Origin of the sequence: Streptomyces sp. NPDC002209 (assembly GCF_042890265.1) — a bacterium.
Lineage (GTDB): Bacteria > Actinomycetota > Actinomycetes > Streptomycetales > Streptomycetaceae > Streptomyces.
In genome coordinates this window covers 1-16,163 of record NZ_JBIARX010000024.1, presented here as the reverse complement: position 1 = coordinate 16,163, position 16,163 = coordinate 1, and the positions used below count along the sequence as shown (strand labels likewise).

The following is a 16,163-nucleotide window of genomic DNA, read 5'->3' as shown; positions in this document are numbered from 1 at the left end:
CCAGCTCCCCTGCGCGGCGGCCCGGACCTGCCTGTCCCACCCACGAAGGCGAAGTCCTACATGAGTGACCGCACCTTGACCGAGGCCCCGGCCCCGGCGTCCTCCCGCCACGTCGACGCCGGTGACGAGGGCTACAGCAAGGACCTCAAGTCCCGCCACATCAACATGATCGCGATCGGCGGGGCGATAGGCACCGGCCTGTTCCTCGGCGCGGGCGGCCGGCTCGCCAACGCGGGCCCCTCCCTCGCGATCGCCTACGCGGTGTGCGGCATCTTCGCCTTCTTCGTCGTCCGGGCCCTGGGCGAGCTCGTGCTCTACCGGCCCTCCTCCGGCGCGTTCGTCTCCTACGCGCGCGAGTTCATGGGGGAGAAGGGCGCCTACACGGCCGGCTGGCTGTACTTCCTGAACTGGTCCACGACCACCGTGGCCGACATCACGGCCGCCGCGACCTACGCGCACTTCTGGTCCATGTTCACCAGCGTCCCGCAGTGGGCCCTCGCCCTGATCGCCCTCGCCGTGGTCCTCACCGCGAACCTGATCTCGGTGAAGTACTTCGGCGAGATGGAGTTCTGGTTCTCCCTCGTCAAGGTCGCCGCCCTGGCGATCTTCCTGGTCGTCGCGATCTACCTCGTCGCCACCAGCCACGACATCGGCGGCCACACCCCGGGCCTGTCGACCATCACCGACAACGGCGGCATCTTCCCCTCCGGGGTCCTGCCGATGCTCCTGGTGGTCCAGGGCGTCGTCTTCGCGTACGCCTCCGTCGAGCTGTGCGGCGTCGCCGCGGGCGAGACCGAGAACCCCGAGAAGATCATGCCGAAGGCGATCAACTCGATCATGTGGCGCGTCGGCCTCTTCTACGTCGGCTCCGTCGTCCTGCTCGCGATGCTCCTGCCGTACACCGCGTACTCCGGCGACCAGAGCCCCTTCGTCACCGTCTTCGACAAGCTCGGCATCCCCGGCACCGCCGGCATCATGAACCTGGTCGTCCTGACGGCGGCGCTCTCCAGCCTGAACTCCGGCCTCTACTCCACCGGCCGCATCCTGCGCTCGATGGCCATGTCCGGCTCCGCGCCGAAGTTCACCGCCCGCATGAACAAGGGCAAGGTCCCCTACGGCGGCGTGCTCTTCACCGCCGCCTTCGGCCTCGCCGGCGTCGGCCTGAACTACCTGATGCCGAAGGACGCCTTCGAGCTGGTCCTGAACTTCGCCTCGCTGGGCATCCTCGGCACCTGGGGCATGGTCATGATCTGCTCGCTGTTCTTCTGGCGCCGCGCGCAGGAGGGCAGCCTCGAGCGCCCGTCCTACCGGCTGCCCTGGGCCCCGTACACGCAGATCGTCACGCTGGTGTTCCTGGTCACCGTGCTGGTCCTGATGTGGTGCGACGGCGGCGTCGGCCGCACCACGGTCCTGTGCGTCCCCGTCATCGGGGCCGCCCTCGTCGGCGGCTGGTTCCTGGTCCGCCGCCGCGTGGCGGAGATCGCCGCGAACCGCTGACGGCCCGGCCGTGAACGAGGAGGGACCCCGCCCGAGGCGGGGTCCCTCCTGTCGTTGCGGGACGCGTCGTGACGGGGCTGCGGATCAGGCCTTCTTGACTACGCTGGACTTCAGCTGCATGGCACCGAAGCCCTCGATCCGGCAGTCGATGTCGTGGCCGTCCACGCCGTCGGTGAGCCGGATGTTGCGCACCTTCGTGCCCGCCTTGATCCCGGACGGGCTGCCCTTGACCTTGAGCGCCTTGACCACGGTCACGCTGTCGCCGTCGCTCAGCACGTTCCCGACGGCGTCCTTGACGACCCGCTCTCCGGAACCGGCGCCGTCCTGCGCACCGCCCTCGGCGGGAACCCACTCGTGGCCGCACTCGGGGCACACCACGAGGGCGTTCATCTCATACGTGTACTCACAGGAGCATTTCGGGCAGGGGGGAAGGTTCTCGATCACGCCTTCAGGGTAGCCCGGCCCGGGAACGGGGCGAACGAATGCGGCGAACGCCGCAAACGCGAAGAACCCCACCGAAGTGGGGTTCTCGCTCTGTGTGTCCGAGGGGGGACTTGAACCCCCACGCCCGATAAAGGGCACTAGCACCTCAAGCTAGCGCGTCTGCCATTCCGCCACCCGGACAAGGTGTCTGTCTCGCGTCCCTCGCGGGCCGTTCCGACGTGGAAAACATTACCAAACATTCCGGGGTCCCCGATCACACCCCCCGACGGCCGGGGATCGCCCTTGGGGAGCGCCGTCCCACGCGCGAGGATGGGGAGGCAGTCGGCACCGATCAGTGGGAGGAAGCAGCGTGAGCGAGTCGAGCGCGGGCAGGACCGTTTCCGGCGAGGACGAGGTCGTCGACCTCTGCCGGGACCTCATCCGGATCGACACCAGCAACTACGGAGACCACTCCGGCCCCGGCGAGCGCAAGGCGGCCGAGTGGGTCGCGGAGAAGCTCGCCGAGGTCGGGCTGGAGCCGCAGATCTTCGAGTCCCACAAGGGGCGCGCCTCGACCGTCGCGCGCATCGAGGGGGAGGACCCGTCGAGGCCGGCGCTGCTGATCCACGGGCACACCGACGTCGTGCCGGCGAACGCGGCCGACTGGACCTACGACCCCTTCGCGGGCGAGATCGCCGACGGCTGCGTGTGGGGCCGCGGCGCCGTCGACATGAAGGACATGGACGCGATGACGCTGGCGGTCGTACGCGACCGGCTGCGCAGCGGCCGCAAACCCCCGCGGGACATCGTGCTGGCCTTCCTCGCCGACGAGGAGGCGGGCGGCGTGTACGGCGCCCGGCACCTCGTGGACAAGCACCCCGGGCTGTTCGAGGGGGTCACCGAGGCGATCGGCGAGGTCGGCGGCTTCTCGTTCACGGTCAACGAGAACCTGCGGCTGTACCTGGTGGAGACCGCCCAGAAGGGCATGCACTGGATGCGGCTCACGGTGGACGGCACCGCGGGGCACGGCTCCATGACGAACAACGACAACGCCATCACGGAGCTCTGCGAGGCCGTGGGCCGGCTCGGCCGCCACCAGTGGCCGGTGAGGGTCACCAAGACCGTACGGAGCTTCCTGGACGAGCTCTCCGACGCGCTCGGCACGCCGCTCGACCCGGACGACATGGACGCGACCCTGGCCAAGCTCGGCGGCATCGCCAAGATGGTCGGCGCGACGCTGCGCAACTCGGCCGCCCCGACCATGCTCGGCGCCGGCTACAAGGTCAACGTCATCCCCGGCCAGGCCACCGCGCACGTCGACGGCCGCTTCCTGCCCGGCTACGAGGACGAGTTCTTCGCCGACCTCGACCGGATCCTCGGTCCGCGCGTCAAGCGGGAGGACGTGCACGGGGACAAGGCCCTCGAGACGGACTTCGACGGGAAGCTCGTCGACGCCATGCAGGGCGCCCTCAAGGCCGAGGACCCGATCGCGCGGGCGGTCCCGTACATGCTGTCGGGCGGCACGGACGCCAAGTCCTTCGACGACCTCGGCATCCGCTGCTTCGGCTTCGCCCCGCTGCAGCTGCCGCCGGAGCTGGACTTCGCCGGGATGTTCCACGGCGTGGACGAGCGGGTGCCGGTGGACGGGCTGAAGTTCGGCGTGCGCGTGCTGGACCGATTCATCGACAACTGCTGAGAATCGGGAAGGTGTGCGTTTTCCACTGAGAAGAGTGAATGCACTCATACGCTCGTAGCCCTGGTGATGCCTCCTCGTTACAGGTGGTGCGGTCCGCGGCTGGGACCGCATTGCCAACTAGGAGGAACAATGTTCAAGAAGGTTGTCGCCGCTGCGGCTGCCACCGGTGGTCTGGTTCTCGCGGGTGCGGGCCTGGCCCAGGCCGACGCGGGTGCCCAGGGTGCGGCCATCGGGTCCCCCGGTGTCCTGTCCGGCAACGTCGTCCAGGTCCCGGTTCACGTGCCCGTGAACGTTTGCGGTAACACCGTCAACGTGGTCGGCCTGCTGAACCCGGCCTTCGGCAACACCTGCGTCAACGCCTGACGCGTCTGAAGTCTTGGGCCCCGGAGCGCATTCCAGCGCTCCGGGGCCGCCGGGCTTCAGGGCCCGGCTGTTCGTACACAGCAGGGGGATGACAACACATGCGACGCAAAGTCCTGATCACCATGGCGGCCGCGGGGGGTGTGCTCGCGCTGGGTGGGGGCTACGCACACGCGGACTCCGGCGCGTCCGGCCATACCGCGAACTCTCCGGGCCTGCTGTCCGGGAACACCGTCCAGGCACCCGTGGATGCTCCGGTGAACGCCTGCGGCAACACCGTCTCGGTCGTGGGGCTGCTGAACCCGGCCTTCGGGAACCGCTGTTCGAACGACTCGGCCATCCCGGACCACCACCCGGGGCATCCGGGACACCCGGGCAATCCCGGCCACCCGGGCGAGCCCGAGGAGCCGGACGAGCCGTGCGACGAGGACGAACCGAGCCACCCGGGCCACCCCGGACACCCGGGCACGCCCGGGACCCCCGGCCAGCCCGGCAACCCGGGCACGCCCGGCCAACCCGGACACCCGGGCACTCCCGGCCAGCCCGGCAACCCCGGAACTCCCGGCAATCCCGGCCAGCCGGGCAACCCCGGAACTCCCGGCCAGCCCGGTAACCCGGGCACGCCCGGCCATCCCGGTAACCCGGGCACGCCCGGCCATCCCGGTCAGCCGGGCACGCCCGGCAACCCCGGCACTCCGGGTACGCCCGGCATGCCCGGCGGTCCCACCGGCCCCGGTTCCGGCAGTGTCACGCCCGGCATCCACCCCGGCCAGGGAACGGGGATCGGGATCGCGCCCGCTCAGCATGCGGGGCTCGCCGCCACCGGCGCAGGAGACGTCCTCGGCGTGGGCCTCCCGCTCGCCGCCGGCACGCTGCTGGCCGGTGCCGTGCTCTACCGCCGCGCCCGCAACGCGGCCTGACGGGCGCCTTCACGACGCGGGCCCCGTCACGGGGTCCGCGTCACCAGGTGGCGCGGACCTGACGGATGATCCGGCGGCGCAGCCGCACACGACGGCTGCCGTCCCGATACAGGGTGAGCCGGTCGAGTTCCCAGTTCCCGTACTCGGCATGGTCGGTGAGCAGGCGGGTCGCCTCCTTGCGGGGCACACCGCGGGGCACGTACACGTCGACAAATTCGTATTCCGGCATCGCATCTATTGTGCGGGCAGAGCCCTGCTACGGATAGCGTCTGCACTATGTCTGATGCCGCTCTGCCCAGTGTTGCCGAGGTACGCGCCGCCGCCGAGGCGGTCAAGGCCGCGCTCGACCGTCACCTCGCCGCGGTCGAGAGCAGGATCGGGGACGAGGACCCGGCCGTCTACGCCGCTTTCAACGAACTCGCCGCCGCTGCCGAGGAGTACGACGAACTCCTCTACGACCGGTACGACGAGGTCACCCCCTTCGAGATCCCCTCGCCGGAGGACGGTGTCCCGTACACCGGGCCCGCCGAGCCCGCCGCCTTCAGCGTGCTCATCCGCCGTGACTACGCCGTCGTCGAACCGCCGAGGCTGATCGCCCAGGCCGAGCGGGTCGCCGCGCACGACCGGGAAGCCGAGCTCGCCTTCGACGGCGGCACGGCAGGTGCGCTGGGCGTGCTCTTCGGGGAGTACGAGCCCGACGAGATCGCCTCCCGCTACAAGGAGTTCGGCCTGGAGGAGGGGGACTCCACGCTCTGGATCGCGGCCTCGGAGGACGCCCCGGAACCGGGGGAGTGGCTGGGCTCGCCCTTCGGGCACACCGATCCCCAGGACGTACTGCACCGGTTCGACGTCAGCTCCGTCTTCGACGAGGAAGCCGACGATTTCGACGACGAGGAGGGCGCGGAGGAAGCGGGCGGCCAGGCGCCGCAGCCAGGCCTGGCGCCCGCCTGAGCCCGGCCCGCACACGACACCGCGGCCCCCGTCCCGAACAGGGCGGGGGCCGCGGTGCGTGCCCGTTACTCCGGCTGGTCCTGCGCCGCGGCCGAGAGGGCGCGCAGCAGGCCGGTCAGCCGGGTCGTACGCGGCTTCGGCAGCACCTCCGCGACCGCGCGCGGCAGTGCCTGGTCGACGCCGTGCACCACGGACAGATGCCGCTCCGCCCGCCCGAACGCCGTGTACACCCAGTCCCGGGACAGGGCCTGGGCCGCGTCACCGGGCAGGACGACGACCACGGCCGGCCAGCGGGCGCCGACGGCCTGGTGCGCCGTCACCGCCCAGCCGTGCCGCACCTGCGACTCCACCTGTTCCTTCGGTACGACGACCTGCGCGCCCGCGGCGTCCAGGTGCAGTCCCTGCGCATCGGCCGACACCACCCGGGCCGGCACGGCCCGCCCGGGCGAGGGCACGTGCACCACGCGGTCGCCGGGGTCGAAGCCGCCGAACCGGCCCGGGCCCGGGTTCAGCCGCTCCTTCAGGGCCGCGTTCAGCGCCCTCGTGCCCGCAGAGCCGCCGTGCCCCGGGGTGATCACCTGGACGGCGTCCGCAGGGATCCCGAAGGCGCGCGGCACCGACTCGGCCACCAACTGCACGGTGCGGTGGACGGCCTCCCCGGCATCCTGCACCGGGACGATGACGACTTCCTTGCCGGGGGCGTCGACCTGGTTGAGCTCCCCGATCCCGACGCCGGAGACCAGCTCGCCGACCGGGCCCGGGTCGGGGGTGCGCGAGACCACCTGCGGGCAGGCGCGGGCCACCAGCACATCGCCGAACACCCGCCCGGGCCCGGCGGAGCCGAGCACCCCGGGGTCCCCGGACAGCACCAGCCGGGCCCCGTCGGGGACGGACTCGACGAGCGCGGCGGCGGTCTCCACGTCCAGCTGCGGGGCGTCGAGGACCACGAGCAGGTCCAGCGCGAACTGCCCGTCCGCGTCCCGCCCGGGCCCCTCCGTGCCGGCGAGCAGCCCGGCCACGGTGACGGCGCCCTGCGCGGGGGTGTGCGCGGCCAGGCAGACGCGCAGCCCCAGGTCGCGGGCGGCCGCCGACAGGGCCAGCGGCTCGGCGCGGGCGGCCTCGCCGCCGGTGTGGGCGACCAGGCCGTGGCCGGAGACGGCACGGATCAGGTCGGCGCCGGGGCCGGCGGCGGCCTTCTCCCAGTCCGCCGGGTCGTTGAACGTGCTGGCCAGCCGCGCCAGGCCGTCGGCCAGGCTCTCCTCGGCGAGCGCGTACCCCTCGAGGCCGACGAGGACGCGTACGGGCTGCTCCTCGCCCTCGGCGACGGGCGGGCCGAGCGGTTCGTGGAAGACCAGGACGGTGCCCTCGCCGATGGCCTGCTCCACGGACGCGGCGGGGTCGGGGACGCCGTACCGGGAGAGGGCGGATTCCAGGGTGGGGGCCTCCAGGGCGGTGTGCCCCTTGAGCGCGGCCTGCTCCAGCAGCCAGCCCACGAGGGCGGCGGCACGCCGCTCGTCACCGGGACCGGCCTCGGGGCCGAGCAGGGCCCGGGCGAAGCCGTCGGCCTGGGCGGGACGGACGCCGGCGACCGCCAGGAGCAGCCAGGGGTCGTGGGCGAGCTGCTCCGCGGCGTCCTCGCCGAGGGCGGTGGCGGCCGGTCCGGCCAGCGCCTCGGGGGCGCCGCCGCGGGCCAGTACGGTGCGCACGCCCTCGATGCCGGCGGCGGTGGGGGCCGGGGGCGTGGGCGTGGGCCGGGGGGCCGGTTGCGCGGCGGGGGCCGCGGGCCTGCGGGGCGCGGTCGGGGCCTCGTCGAAGTACACCGGGGAGGGCTTCTCCCCGCTCTCCACGGCCCGTACGGCGGCCAGCAGATCGGCGGCCTTCCCGCTGAGCTTGGCTCCCGCGTCCACGGGGCCCTGCCGCTCCGCCTTGCGGCGGGCGATGCGCTCCCGCTCGATCTTCTGCGCGGCCAACTCGGCCTCGGCCTCGCTGAGCACGGGCGCGGCCTCGCCCTTCTCGGCGGCGGCGCCCGCTTCGGCGGGGCCGCCGTCGGCCTCCGGCCGGGCCGCGGTGTCCTGCTGAGGGTCCCCGGCCGTCGGCCCGGCCTCCGCTTCTCCGGAGCCGGCCGCGCCGTCGGCGGGCTGCGGCGGCTCGGTGGGGGTGGCCGCCTGGGGACGGGGGCCGGGGGCGGCCGGGTCCTCCGCGGATGCGGGTCGGCGGTCCGTGCTCACAGCGTGCTCCAGTCGTGGTCGGGGTAGCGGTGCACGGGCGCCGACACATCGTCCAGCGCCCGGCAGATCTCCTCGGGAAGAGTAAGGGGCTCCACCGACAACGCCTCGCTGAGCTGCGCGGACGTCCGCGCGCCGACGACGGGGGCGACCACCCCCGGCCGGTCGCGGATCCACGCCAGGGCCACCTGGAGCGGGGTCACGGCCAGGCCCTGGGCCGCCGTCGCCACCGCGTCCACGATGCCGCAGGCCATGTCGTCCAGGTAAGGGTCCACGAAGCCCGCCATGGTCGGCGAGGCCCCCCGCGAGTCCGCAGGGGTGCCGTCCCGGTACTTGCCCGTCAGGACGCCGCGGCCCAGCGGGGAGGACGGCAGCAGCCCGACGCCGAGGTCCAGCGCCGCCGGGAGGACCTCGCGCTCCACGCCCCGCTGGAGGAGGGAGTACTCCATCTGTGTCGACGCCAGTCGCGTCCGCACCCCCGGGGCGGCGAGCTGCCAGGTCGCCGCCTTCGCCAGCTGCCAGCCGCTGAAGTTGGACACCCCCGCATACCTGGCCCGGCCGCTGCTCACCGCCAGGTCCAGCGCCTGGAGGGTCTCCTCCAGGGGGGTCCCCGGGTCGAAGGCGTGGACCTGCCAGAGGTCCACGTAGTCGGTGCCCAGGCGGGCCAGCGAGTCGTCCAGCGCCGACAGCAGATGGCCGCGCGATCCGTCGAACCTGCGGTCCGGGTCCCGTACGGAGCCGGACTTGGTGGCGATCACCAGGTCCTGGCGGGGGACCAGCCCGCCCACCAGCTGCCCCAGGAGGTACTCCGCCTCACCGCCTCCGTACACGTCGGCGGTGTCGACGAGCGTGCCGCCCGCCTCCCAGAACGTCTTCAACTGCTCGGCAGCGCCCGACTCGTCCGGTCCCTCCGCGGAACGGCCCCAGGTCAGGGTGCCGAGGCCGATCCGGGACACGCGCAGTCCGGTGCGGCCGAGATGCCTCTGCTCCATGAGCGCTGAGACTACTGGGGCGCTGACGCGAGGGGCCCTGGCGCGCTACAGTCCGCGGCAGACGTACGTTACTGATCGGTAAACCGGCAACACCGTAAGGGGACGACACATGCGGCTCGGCATCAATCTCGGCTACTGGGGCGCTGGCATGGACGCCGACAACCTGGCCGTGGCCCAGGAGGCGGACCGCCTCGGCTACGACGTCTGCTGGGCCGCGGAGGCCTACGGCTCCGACGCCCCGACCGTGCTCGCCTGGGTCGCCGCCCAGACCGAGCGCATCGACGTCGGCTCCGCGATCCTGCAGATCCCGGCTCGCCAGCCCGCGATGACCGCCATGACGGCCGCCACCCTCGACTCCCTGACCAAGGGCCGCTTCCGGCTCGGCCTCGGTGTCTCCGGCCCGCAGGTCTCCGAGGGCTGGTACGGCGTCAAGTTCGACAAGCCGCTCGCCCGCACCCGGGAGTACGTGGAGATCGTCCGCAAGGCGATGACCCGTGAGCGCCTCAGCTACGAGGGCGAGCACTGGACGCTGCCGCTGCCCGGCGGCCCCGGCAAGCCGATCAAGCTCACCGTGCACCCGGAGCGCGAGCACATCCCGCTCTACATCGCGGCCATCGGGCCGAAGAACCTGGAGCAGACCGGCGAGATCGCCGACGGCGCCCTGCTCATCTTCCCGGCCGCCGAGCACCTGGAGGCCACCGCGCTCACCCACATCCGGGCGGGCCGCGAGAAGGCCGGGCTGAGCATGGAGGGCTTCGACGTCTGCCCGACCGTGCCGCTGGCCGTCGGCGACGACGTGACCGCCCTCGCCGACATGTTCCGCCCGTACACGGCCCTGTACGTCGGCGGCATGGGCAGCCGGAAGCAGAACTTCTACAACCAGCTGGCCCAGCGCATGGGCTACGAGAAGGAAGCCGCCGAGATCCAGGACAAGTACCTGGCGGGCGACAAGACGGGCGCCGCCGAGGCGGTCCCGCACTCGCTGATCGACTCCACGACCCTGCTCGGCTCCGTCGAGCGGATCGCGGACGGGATGCGGGCCTACGCCGAGGCCGGGGTCACCACCCTCACGCTCGCCCCGGCCGGTTTCACCCTGGACGAGCGGATCACCGCCCTGCGGGCGGGTACGGAGGCCATGGAGCGCGCCGGCCTGGCATAAGGCGTCGAGCACGGGCCCTGCGGCCGTGGTGGGGGCTCGGGGGTCTTCCCCGCCACGGCCGACACAGTCAACAACGCGGGCGGCACCCTGCGGGTTACGCCCGCGCCCCCACCCCTTCTCATCGTTCATTCGGCCGATCAGTGGGACCCCACGGTTGCCCGGTCCCCGGATCGGCCGTTGACTCGATGCATGCTCTCTGCCCGCAGCCTGTTCCAGGAGATCGTCGACAACGACGACTCGTTCCAGCTGTTCTGCTCCATCGCCGCCAGCGGGGAGTCCCAGGGGGGCTGGGAGAACGCCCGGATCGCGGCCCTGGTGCCCGACAGCATGCGCGAGCTGGCGCCCAAGATCGTCCGGCACGGCGCCGACGAGGACAAGCACGGCCGGATCTTCCAGGCCCTGCTGCGCAAGCGCGGCCTGCCGCCCGTCCCCGTGCCGCCCGAGACCGACTACACGATGCTCCTGGAGCGGCGCGGCATCGGCCTCGCGCACGAGAAGCTGCGCCGGGCGGAGCAGCTGACCGAGCGCGACATCGTCGTCTACCTCTCGCACAGCCGGGTCACCGAACAGCGCGCCGCCGACCAGATGGTCATGCTCGTCCGGCAGTTCGGGGACCACCCCGAGGTCGGCAAGGCCGTCCGCATGATCAGCCACGACGAGGAGAATCACCTCGCCTACTGCCACGAGGAGCTGCTCCGCCTCGTGCGCGAGGGGCACGGCCGGACCATCCAGCAGGTGCTGCGCGAGAGCGCCCTCGCCGAGATCTCCATCTACCGGGACGTGAGCCTCGCCGTCATGGCCCACATGGGCCGGCTGCTGCGCTGGCCCGCGCCCAAGGCGGCCGCGCTGGCCGCCGGGATCCGCGGCCTGTACGCGTACGAGCGGTTCGCCGGCTGGCACCGGATGATCAGCCTGAGCCCGCCGGAGCGGCTGGGCGCGCTGGGCGGCGTACCGGTCGGCGCACCCGAGCTCGTCTAGCGGTCGCCTGCAGCCGTCGGCGGCGGCTACAGCCAGCCGCGGGTCTTGAACATGCGGTGCAGGCCGAGACAGACGCCCACCATCACCAGGAGCACCAGCGGGTAGCCCCAGGGCTGGCGCAGCTCCCACATGTGATCGAAGTTCATCCCGTAGATCCCCGCCACCATCGTCGGGACGGCCGCCATCGCCGCCCAGGCCGAGATCTTGCGCATGTCGTCGTTCTGCCGGACACCCATCTGCGCCAGGTGCGCGGCCAGCGCGTCCGACAGCAGCCGGTCCAGGCCCTCGATGTACTCGCTCGCCTTCGTCAGGTGGTCGGCGACGTCGCGGAAGAACGGCTGGGCGTGCTCGTGCACGAAGGGCACGTTCCCGAAGGCGAGGCGGTCCATCGGCTGGAGCAGCGGGCTCGTCGCCCGGCGGAACTCCAGCACCTGCCGCTTGAACCCGTAGATCCGGGCGGCGGTGTTCTTGGTGTCCGTGGCGGTCGGCGCGAAGACGTCGGCCTCCACCTCCTCCAGGTCGGCCTGGAGCTCGGCAGCGACCTCGATGTAGTGGTCGACCACTGCGTCGGACACCGCGTACAGCACCGCCGTCGGCCCGTGCCGCAGGACCTCCGGCTCCTGCTCCAGCCGGTGGCGCACGGCGGCCAGCGCGGCCCCCTCGCCGTGGCGGACCGTGACGACGAAGGAGTCGCCGATGAAGAGCATCAGCTCGCCGGCGGTCACCGTGTCGGTGTCGTCGTCGTACGTCACCGGCTTGAGGACGACGAACAGCGAGTCGTCGTACACCTCGAGCTTGGGGCGCTGGTGCGCGGTCAGCGCGTCCTCCACCGCCAGCTTGTGCAGCCGGAACTCGTGGCTGACGTGCTCGAACTCCTCCTCCGTCGGCTCGTACATGCCGATCCAGAGGAAGGCGTCGCCGCTCGCCCGCGCCTCGTCGAGGGCGTCCGAGAGGTCCTCGGGCGCAGGGGAGCGGCGGCCGTCCCGGTACATGGCGCAGTCGACAATCACGAGGGGCATTCTCCCCTGCCCGCGCCCGGGCCGCACCCGGTCGGCCCCGAGGCCACTTAGGCTTTGCGTCATGGCCACGCTGATCCTCGTACGACACGGGCGGTCCACCGCCAACACCGCAGGGCTGCTCGCCGGATGGACCCCGGGAGTGGCCCTCGACGAGCGCGGCGCCGAGCAGGCGGCGGCGCTGCCCGGGCGGCTCGCCGCGGTGCCGCTCGCCGCAGCCGTCAGCAGCCCGCTGCAGCGCTGCCGGGAGACCCTCGCCCCGCTGCTCGCCGCGCGCCCGGAGCTGGCGCTGCACACCGACGACCGGATCGGCGAATGCCACTACGGGGACTGGTCGAACCGCAAGCTCTCGGAGCTGGGCGACGAACCGCTGATGAAGATCGTCCAACAGCACCCCTCGGCGGCCGTCTTCCCGGGCGGGGAGTCCATGCGCGCGATGCAGGCGCGCGCCGTGGACGCCGTACAGGAGTGGAACGCGCGGATCGAGGAGGAGCACGGCAGCGACGCCGTCTTCCTCATGTGCTCGCACGGGGACGTCATCAAGTCCCTTGTCGCGGACGCCCTGGGCATGCACCTGGACCTCTTCCAGCGCATCCACGTGGACCCCTGCTCGGTCACGGCCGTCCGCTACACGCCGACACGCCCGTTCCTGCTCCGGCTCGGCGACACCGGGGACTTCGCCTCCCTCGCCCCGCGCCCGGCCCGTGCTCCGGATGCGGCCGCGGCGGAAACCGAAACCTTCGAAAGCGCGACCGAAGACGGCGGGAACGCCGTCGTGGGGGGCGGCGCGGGCGCGGCGTGATCGAACGGCGCAGTAGGGTGGACTGGCCCAAATAAACGAGCACGGCGGGGCGAGCACGCTCCGCGAGCACAGCCACAAGCACAGCCACAAGAGCAGCCACACGCGCGCAGCCATGCCCCTGCCGCCGAGACTTGGAGACTGGACGTGCCCCGTCAGGTGTTCCTCTACGATCCGCCGGACCGCTTCGTGGCCGGCACGGTCGGCCTTCCGGGACGCCGTACGTTCTTCCTGCAGGCATCGGCCGGCCCCCGCGTCACCAGCGTCTCCCTGGAGAAGACGCAGGTCGCGGCACTGGCCGAGCGGATGGACGAGCTGCTGGACGAGGTCGTACGGCGCACCGGGGGCAATGCCCCGGTCCCGGCGGTGGCTCCCGCCGAGGCCACCGACACCGCGCCGCTGGACGTCCCGGTCGACGAGGAGTTCCGCGTCGGCACCATGGCCCTGGCCTGGGACGGCGAGGAACAGCGGATGATCGTCGAGGCGCAGGCCCTGGTGGAACTCGAGGCCGACTCGGAGGAGGATCTCGCCGAGGCGGAGGAGCGGCTGCTCCAGGACGAGGAGAACGGCCCGCCGATGCTGCGGGTCCGCCTCACCGGCGCCCAGGCCCGGGCCTTCGCCAAGCGGGCCCTGGACGTGGTCAACGCCGGCCGGCCGCCGTGCCCGCTGTGCAGCCTGCCGCTGGACCCCGAGGGCCACGTGTGCCCGCGCCAGAACGGCTACCGGCGCCAGGCGTGACCGCCACGGGGGAACTTGAGGAGCTGCTCGCCAAGGGCGAGCTCACCGTCGTCGGCCGGATCCGCGAGGCGTCCAACGCCGTGCTGCTGTGCACGGTGACGTACGGGGACGCCCGCGCCGACTGCGTGTACAAGCCGGTCAAGGGGGAGCGCCCGCTGTGGGACTTCCCCGACGGGAACCTCGCGCAGCGGGAGGTCGCCGCCTACCTGGTGTCCGAGGCCACGGGATGGGGCCTGGTGCCGCCGACCGTGCTGCGCGACGGGCCGTACGGCGAGGGCATGGTCCAGCAGTGGATCGAGTCCGCGCCCGCCGAGGACGGTCCGCCGGACGCCGAGGAGTCGGACGAGAGCGGCCTGCTGGCCCTCGTCGAGGGCGAGGAGGCGGGGGAGGGCTGGAAGCCGGTCGCCCTCGCCGACGTCGGAGAGGGCCGCACCGCGCTGCTCGTGCACGCCGACGACCCGCGGCTGCGCCGGCTCGCCGTCCTCGACGCCGTGATCAACAACGGCGACCGCAAGGGCGGCCACCTGCTGCCCGCGCCCGACGGGCGGCTCTACGGCATCGACCACGGGGTGACCTTCCACAGCGAGGACAAGCTGCGGACCCTGCTGTGGGGCTGGGCGGGCGAGCCGCTGACCGGTGAAGCCCGCGAGGTGCTCGCCTCCCTGGCCGCCCGGCTGGCCGACGGGGAGCCGCTCGCCACCCGGCTGGCCGAGCTGATCACACCGGTCGAGCTGGCCGCCGTACGCGCCCGGGTGGCCCATCTGCTGCGCACCGGGGTGCACCCGCAGCCCTCCGGGCAGTGGCCCGCGATCCCCTGGCCGCCGGTCTGAACCGGCCACACCCGGCACGCACAGAATCGGCCAGATCGCAAGAGTGCTGATCAAGCCAACAGTGCAGGTCCGGTTCGTTTTCGGAACAGGCGTCCGGTTAGGCTCGAGACATGCATGCCTGGCCCGCTTCTGAGGTCCCCGCCCTGCCTGGCAAGGGCCGCGACCTCCAGATCCACGACACCGCGACCCAGGGGACGATCACCCTCGCCCCCGGTCCCGTCGCCCGTATCTACGTCTGCGGCATCACCCCGTACGACGCGACCCACATCGGTCACGCGGCGACCTACAACGCGTTCGACCTCGTGCAACGCGTGTGGCTCGACACCAAGCGGCAGGTCCACTACGTCCAGAACGTGACGGACGTGGACGATCCGCTGCTGGAGCGGGCGCTGCGCGACAACCTGGACTGGACCGAGCTCGCGGAGCGTGAGACGGCCCTGTTCCGCGAGGACATGACCGCCCTGCGGATGCTGCCCCCGCAGCAGTACATCGGCGCCGTCGAGGCCATACCGGGCATCGTGCCGCTGGTGGAGCGGCTGCGGGACGCCGGCGCGGCGTACGAGCTGGACGGCGACGTCTACTTCTCGGTCGAGTCCGACGTGAACTTCGGCAAGGTCTCCCACCTGGACGCCGAGGCGATGCGGCTGCTGTCCGCGGAGCGCGGCGGCGACCCGGACCGCCCGGGGAAGAAGAACCCGCTGGACCCGATGCTGTGGATGGCGGCGCGTCCGGGCGAGCCGAGCTGGGAGGGCGCCTCCCTGGGCCGCGGCCGGCCCGGCTGGCACATCGAGTGCGTCGCCATCGCCCTGGACCACCTGGGCATGGGCTTCGACATCCAGGGCGGGGGCTCCGACCTGGCGTTCCCGCACCACGAGATGGGCGCCTCGCACGCGCAGGTGCTGACGGGCGAGTTCCCGATGGCCAAGGCGTACGTGCACGCGGGCATGGTCGCGCTGCACGGCGAGAAGATGTCGAAGTCGAAGGGCAACCTGGTCTTCGTCTCCGCGCTGCGGCGCGCCGGGGTGGACCCGGCGGCGATCCGCCTCGCCCTGCTCTCGCACCACTACCGGGCCGACTGGGAGTGGACGGACGAGGTCCTCGAGCAGGCGGTGGCCCGCCTGGAGCGCTGGCGCGCGGCCGTGTCCCGGCCGGACGGCCTGCCGGCGGACGCGCTCGTCGAGGAGGTCCGCGAGGCGCTGGCGAACGACCTGGACGCGCCGGCCGCCCTGGCCGCCGTGGACCGCTGGGTCGACGCCCAGAACGCCTCGGACGGCGACGACGAGTCGGCGCCGGGCCTGGTCTCCCGCACGGTCGACGCCCTCCTGGGCGTGGCCCTGTAACGCTCCCCGCAGCCGCACTGCCGATGCCCCCGCCCTCCCGGGCGGGGGCATCGCCCTGTCCGGCCGCCGGGCCGGGGGCCGCCGCGTGCGGAATCTCCCCGCGGCGGCAGCCCCCGGACGGCTAGGCCGTCTCTTCCGGATCTCGCCTGACCCGCGCCGCCCGGCACCGCACCTCGCCGCGTTGTCGGGGCGCCCGAGTACGTCCAGTACTCGGGCGCCCCTCCGCCTTGCGATGCACG

At 72.6% G+C, this 16,163-nt stretch carries 16 protein-coding genes and 1 tRNA gene; 11 read left to right on the top strand and 6 right to left on the bottom strand.

Annotated features, from left to right (window positions below; translation table 11 throughout):
- Positions 1 to 60 precede the first annotated feature (60 nt).
- A complete protein-coding gene (locus ACFYXK_RS30505; protein WP_389414064.1) occupies positions 61 to 1,497 on the top strand; it encodes an amino acid permease in 1,437 nt (478 codons plus the stop codon).
- Between the two features lie 84 nt (positions 1,498 to 1,581).
- Here the strand turns inward: ACFYXK_RS30505 and ACFYXK_RS30500 are convergent, their stop codons facing one another.
- Positions 1,582 to 1,941 (bottom strand): zinc ribbon domain-containing protein YjdM, encoded by a 360-nt coding sequence (locus ACFYXK_RS30500; RefSeq protein ID WP_389414063.1) that lies wholly within the window; start codon positions 1,939 to 1,941, stop codon positions 1,582 to 1,584.
- A 95-nt stretch (positions 1,942 to 2,036) separates the two neighbouring features.
- A tRNA-Leu gene (locus ACFYXK_RS30495) sits at positions 2,037 to 2,121 on the bottom strand.
- A 169-nt stretch (positions 2,122 to 2,290) separates the two neighbouring features.
- On the opposite strand from ACFYXK_RS30495, the gene ACFYXK_RS30490 reads away from it, so the two are divergent.
- From ACFYXK_RS30490 to ACFYXK_RS30480, 3 genes are all read left to right on the top strand, one after another.
- Positions 2,291 to 3,616, top strand: a complete 1,326-nt coding sequence (locus ACFYXK_RS30490; RefSeq protein ID WP_030294289.1) for a M20/M25/M40 family metallo-hydrolase — start codon at positions 2,291 to 2,293, stop codon at positions 3,614 to 3,616.
- Between the two features lie 129 nt (positions 3,617 to 3,745).
- Positions 3,746 to 3,979: a chaplin ChpH gene (gene chpH, locus ACFYXK_RS30485; protein WP_389414062.1), complete on the top strand. Its 234-nt coding sequence runs from the start codon at positions 3,746 to 3,748 to the stop codon at positions 3,977 to 3,979.
- Positions 3,980 to 4,077: 98 nt separating this feature from the next.
- Positions 4,078 to 4,896, top strand: a complete 819-nt coding sequence (locus ACFYXK_RS30480; protein ID WP_389414061.1) for a chaplin family protein — start codon at positions 4,078 to 4,080, stop codon at positions 4,894 to 4,896.
- Between the two features lie 40 nt (positions 4,897 to 4,936).
- Here ACFYXK_RS30480 and ACFYXK_RS30475 read toward each other — a convergent pair whose 3' ends face one another.
- Positions 4,937 to 5,125 (bottom strand): DUF5703 family protein, encoded by a 189-nt coding sequence (locus ACFYXK_RS30475; RefSeq protein ID WP_389414060.1) that lies wholly within the window; start codon positions 5,123 to 5,125, stop codon positions 4,937 to 4,939.
- Between the two features lie 47 nt (positions 5,126 to 5,172).
- On the opposite strand from ACFYXK_RS30475, the gene ACFYXK_RS30470 reads away from it, so the two are divergent.
- Positions 5,173 to 5,847: a hypothetical protein gene (locus ACFYXK_RS30470; protein WP_389414059.1), complete on the top strand. Its 675-nt coding sequence runs from the start codon at positions 5,173 to 5,175 to the stop codon at positions 5,845 to 5,847.
- A 65-nt stretch (positions 5,848 to 5,912) separates the two neighbouring features.
- Here ACFYXK_RS30470 and ACFYXK_RS30465 read toward each other — a convergent pair whose 3' ends face one another.
- Entirely contained in the window at positions 5,913 to 8,075 is a 2,163-nt protein-coding gene (locus tag ACFYXK_RS30465; RefSeq protein ID WP_389414058.1) for a helix-hairpin-helix domain-containing protein, read from the bottom strand.
- Positions 8,072 to 9,064, bottom strand: a complete 993-nt coding sequence (locus tag ACFYXK_RS30460; RefSeq protein ID WP_389414057.1) for an aldo/keto reductase — start codon at positions 9,062 to 9,064, stop codon at positions 8,072 to 8,074. Before ACFYXK_RS30460 ends, ACFYXK_RS30465 begins: the two co-directional genes overlap by 4 nt.
- Before the next feature lie 109 nt (positions 9,065 to 9,173).
- On the opposite strand from ACFYXK_RS30460, the gene ACFYXK_RS30455 reads away from it, so the two are divergent.
- A complete protein-coding gene (locus tag ACFYXK_RS30455; protein ID WP_389414056.1) occupies positions 9,174 to 10,223 on the top strand; it encodes an LLM class F420-dependent oxidoreductase in 1,050 nt (349 codons plus the stop codon).
- Positions 10,224 to 10,412: 189 nt separating this feature from the next.
- A complete protein-coding gene (locus ACFYXK_RS30450; RefSeq protein ID WP_389414055.1) occupies positions 10,413 to 11,201 on the top strand; it encodes a ferritin-like domain-containing protein in 789 nt (262 codons plus the stop codon).
- A 26-nt stretch (positions 11,202 to 11,227) separates the two neighbouring features.
- Here the strand turns inward: ACFYXK_RS30450 and ACFYXK_RS30445 are convergent, their stop codons facing one another.
- On the bottom strand, positions 11,228 to 12,220 hold the full coding sequence (locus ACFYXK_RS30445; protein ID WP_389414054.1) for a magnesium and cobalt transport protein CorA: 993 nt from the start codon (positions 12,218 to 12,220) through the stop codon (positions 11,228 to 11,230).
- A 61-nt stretch (positions 12,221 to 12,281) separates the two neighbouring features.
- Here ACFYXK_RS30445 and ACFYXK_RS30440 point away from each other — a divergent pair, with 61 nt between their 5' ends.
- The 4 genes from ACFYXK_RS30440 (at position 12,282) to mshC (ending at position 15,924) form a co-directional block, all read left to right on the top strand.
- Entirely contained in the window at positions 12,282 to 13,019 is a 738-nt protein-coding gene (locus ACFYXK_RS30440) for a histidine phosphatase family protein (protein ID WP_389414053.1), read from the top strand.
- Between the two features lie 144 nt (positions 13,020 to 13,163).
- Complete coding sequence (locus tag ACFYXK_RS30435) at positions 13,164 to 13,754, top strand: DUF3090 domain-containing protein (protein WP_389414052.1); 591 nt, start codon at positions 13,164 to 13,166, stop codon at positions 13,752 to 13,754.
- The gene (locus ACFYXK_RS30430; RefSeq protein ID WP_389414051.1) at positions 13,718 to 14,584 is read left to right on the top strand and encodes an SCO1664 family protein; all 867 of its coding nucleotides are present in this window, start codon (positions 13,718 to 13,720) and stop codon (positions 14,582 to 14,584) included. Before ACFYXK_RS30435 ends, ACFYXK_RS30430 begins: the two co-directional genes overlap by 37 nt.
- Positions 14,585 to 14,694: 110 nt before the next feature.
- A complete protein-coding gene (gene mshC, locus ACFYXK_RS30425; protein ID WP_383518922.1) occupies positions 14,695 to 15,924 on the top strand; it encodes a cysteine--1-D-myo-inosityl 2-amino-2-deoxy-alpha-D-glucopyranoside ligase in 1,230 nt (409 codons plus the stop codon).
- Positions 15,925 to 16,163: the final 239 nt, after the last annotated feature.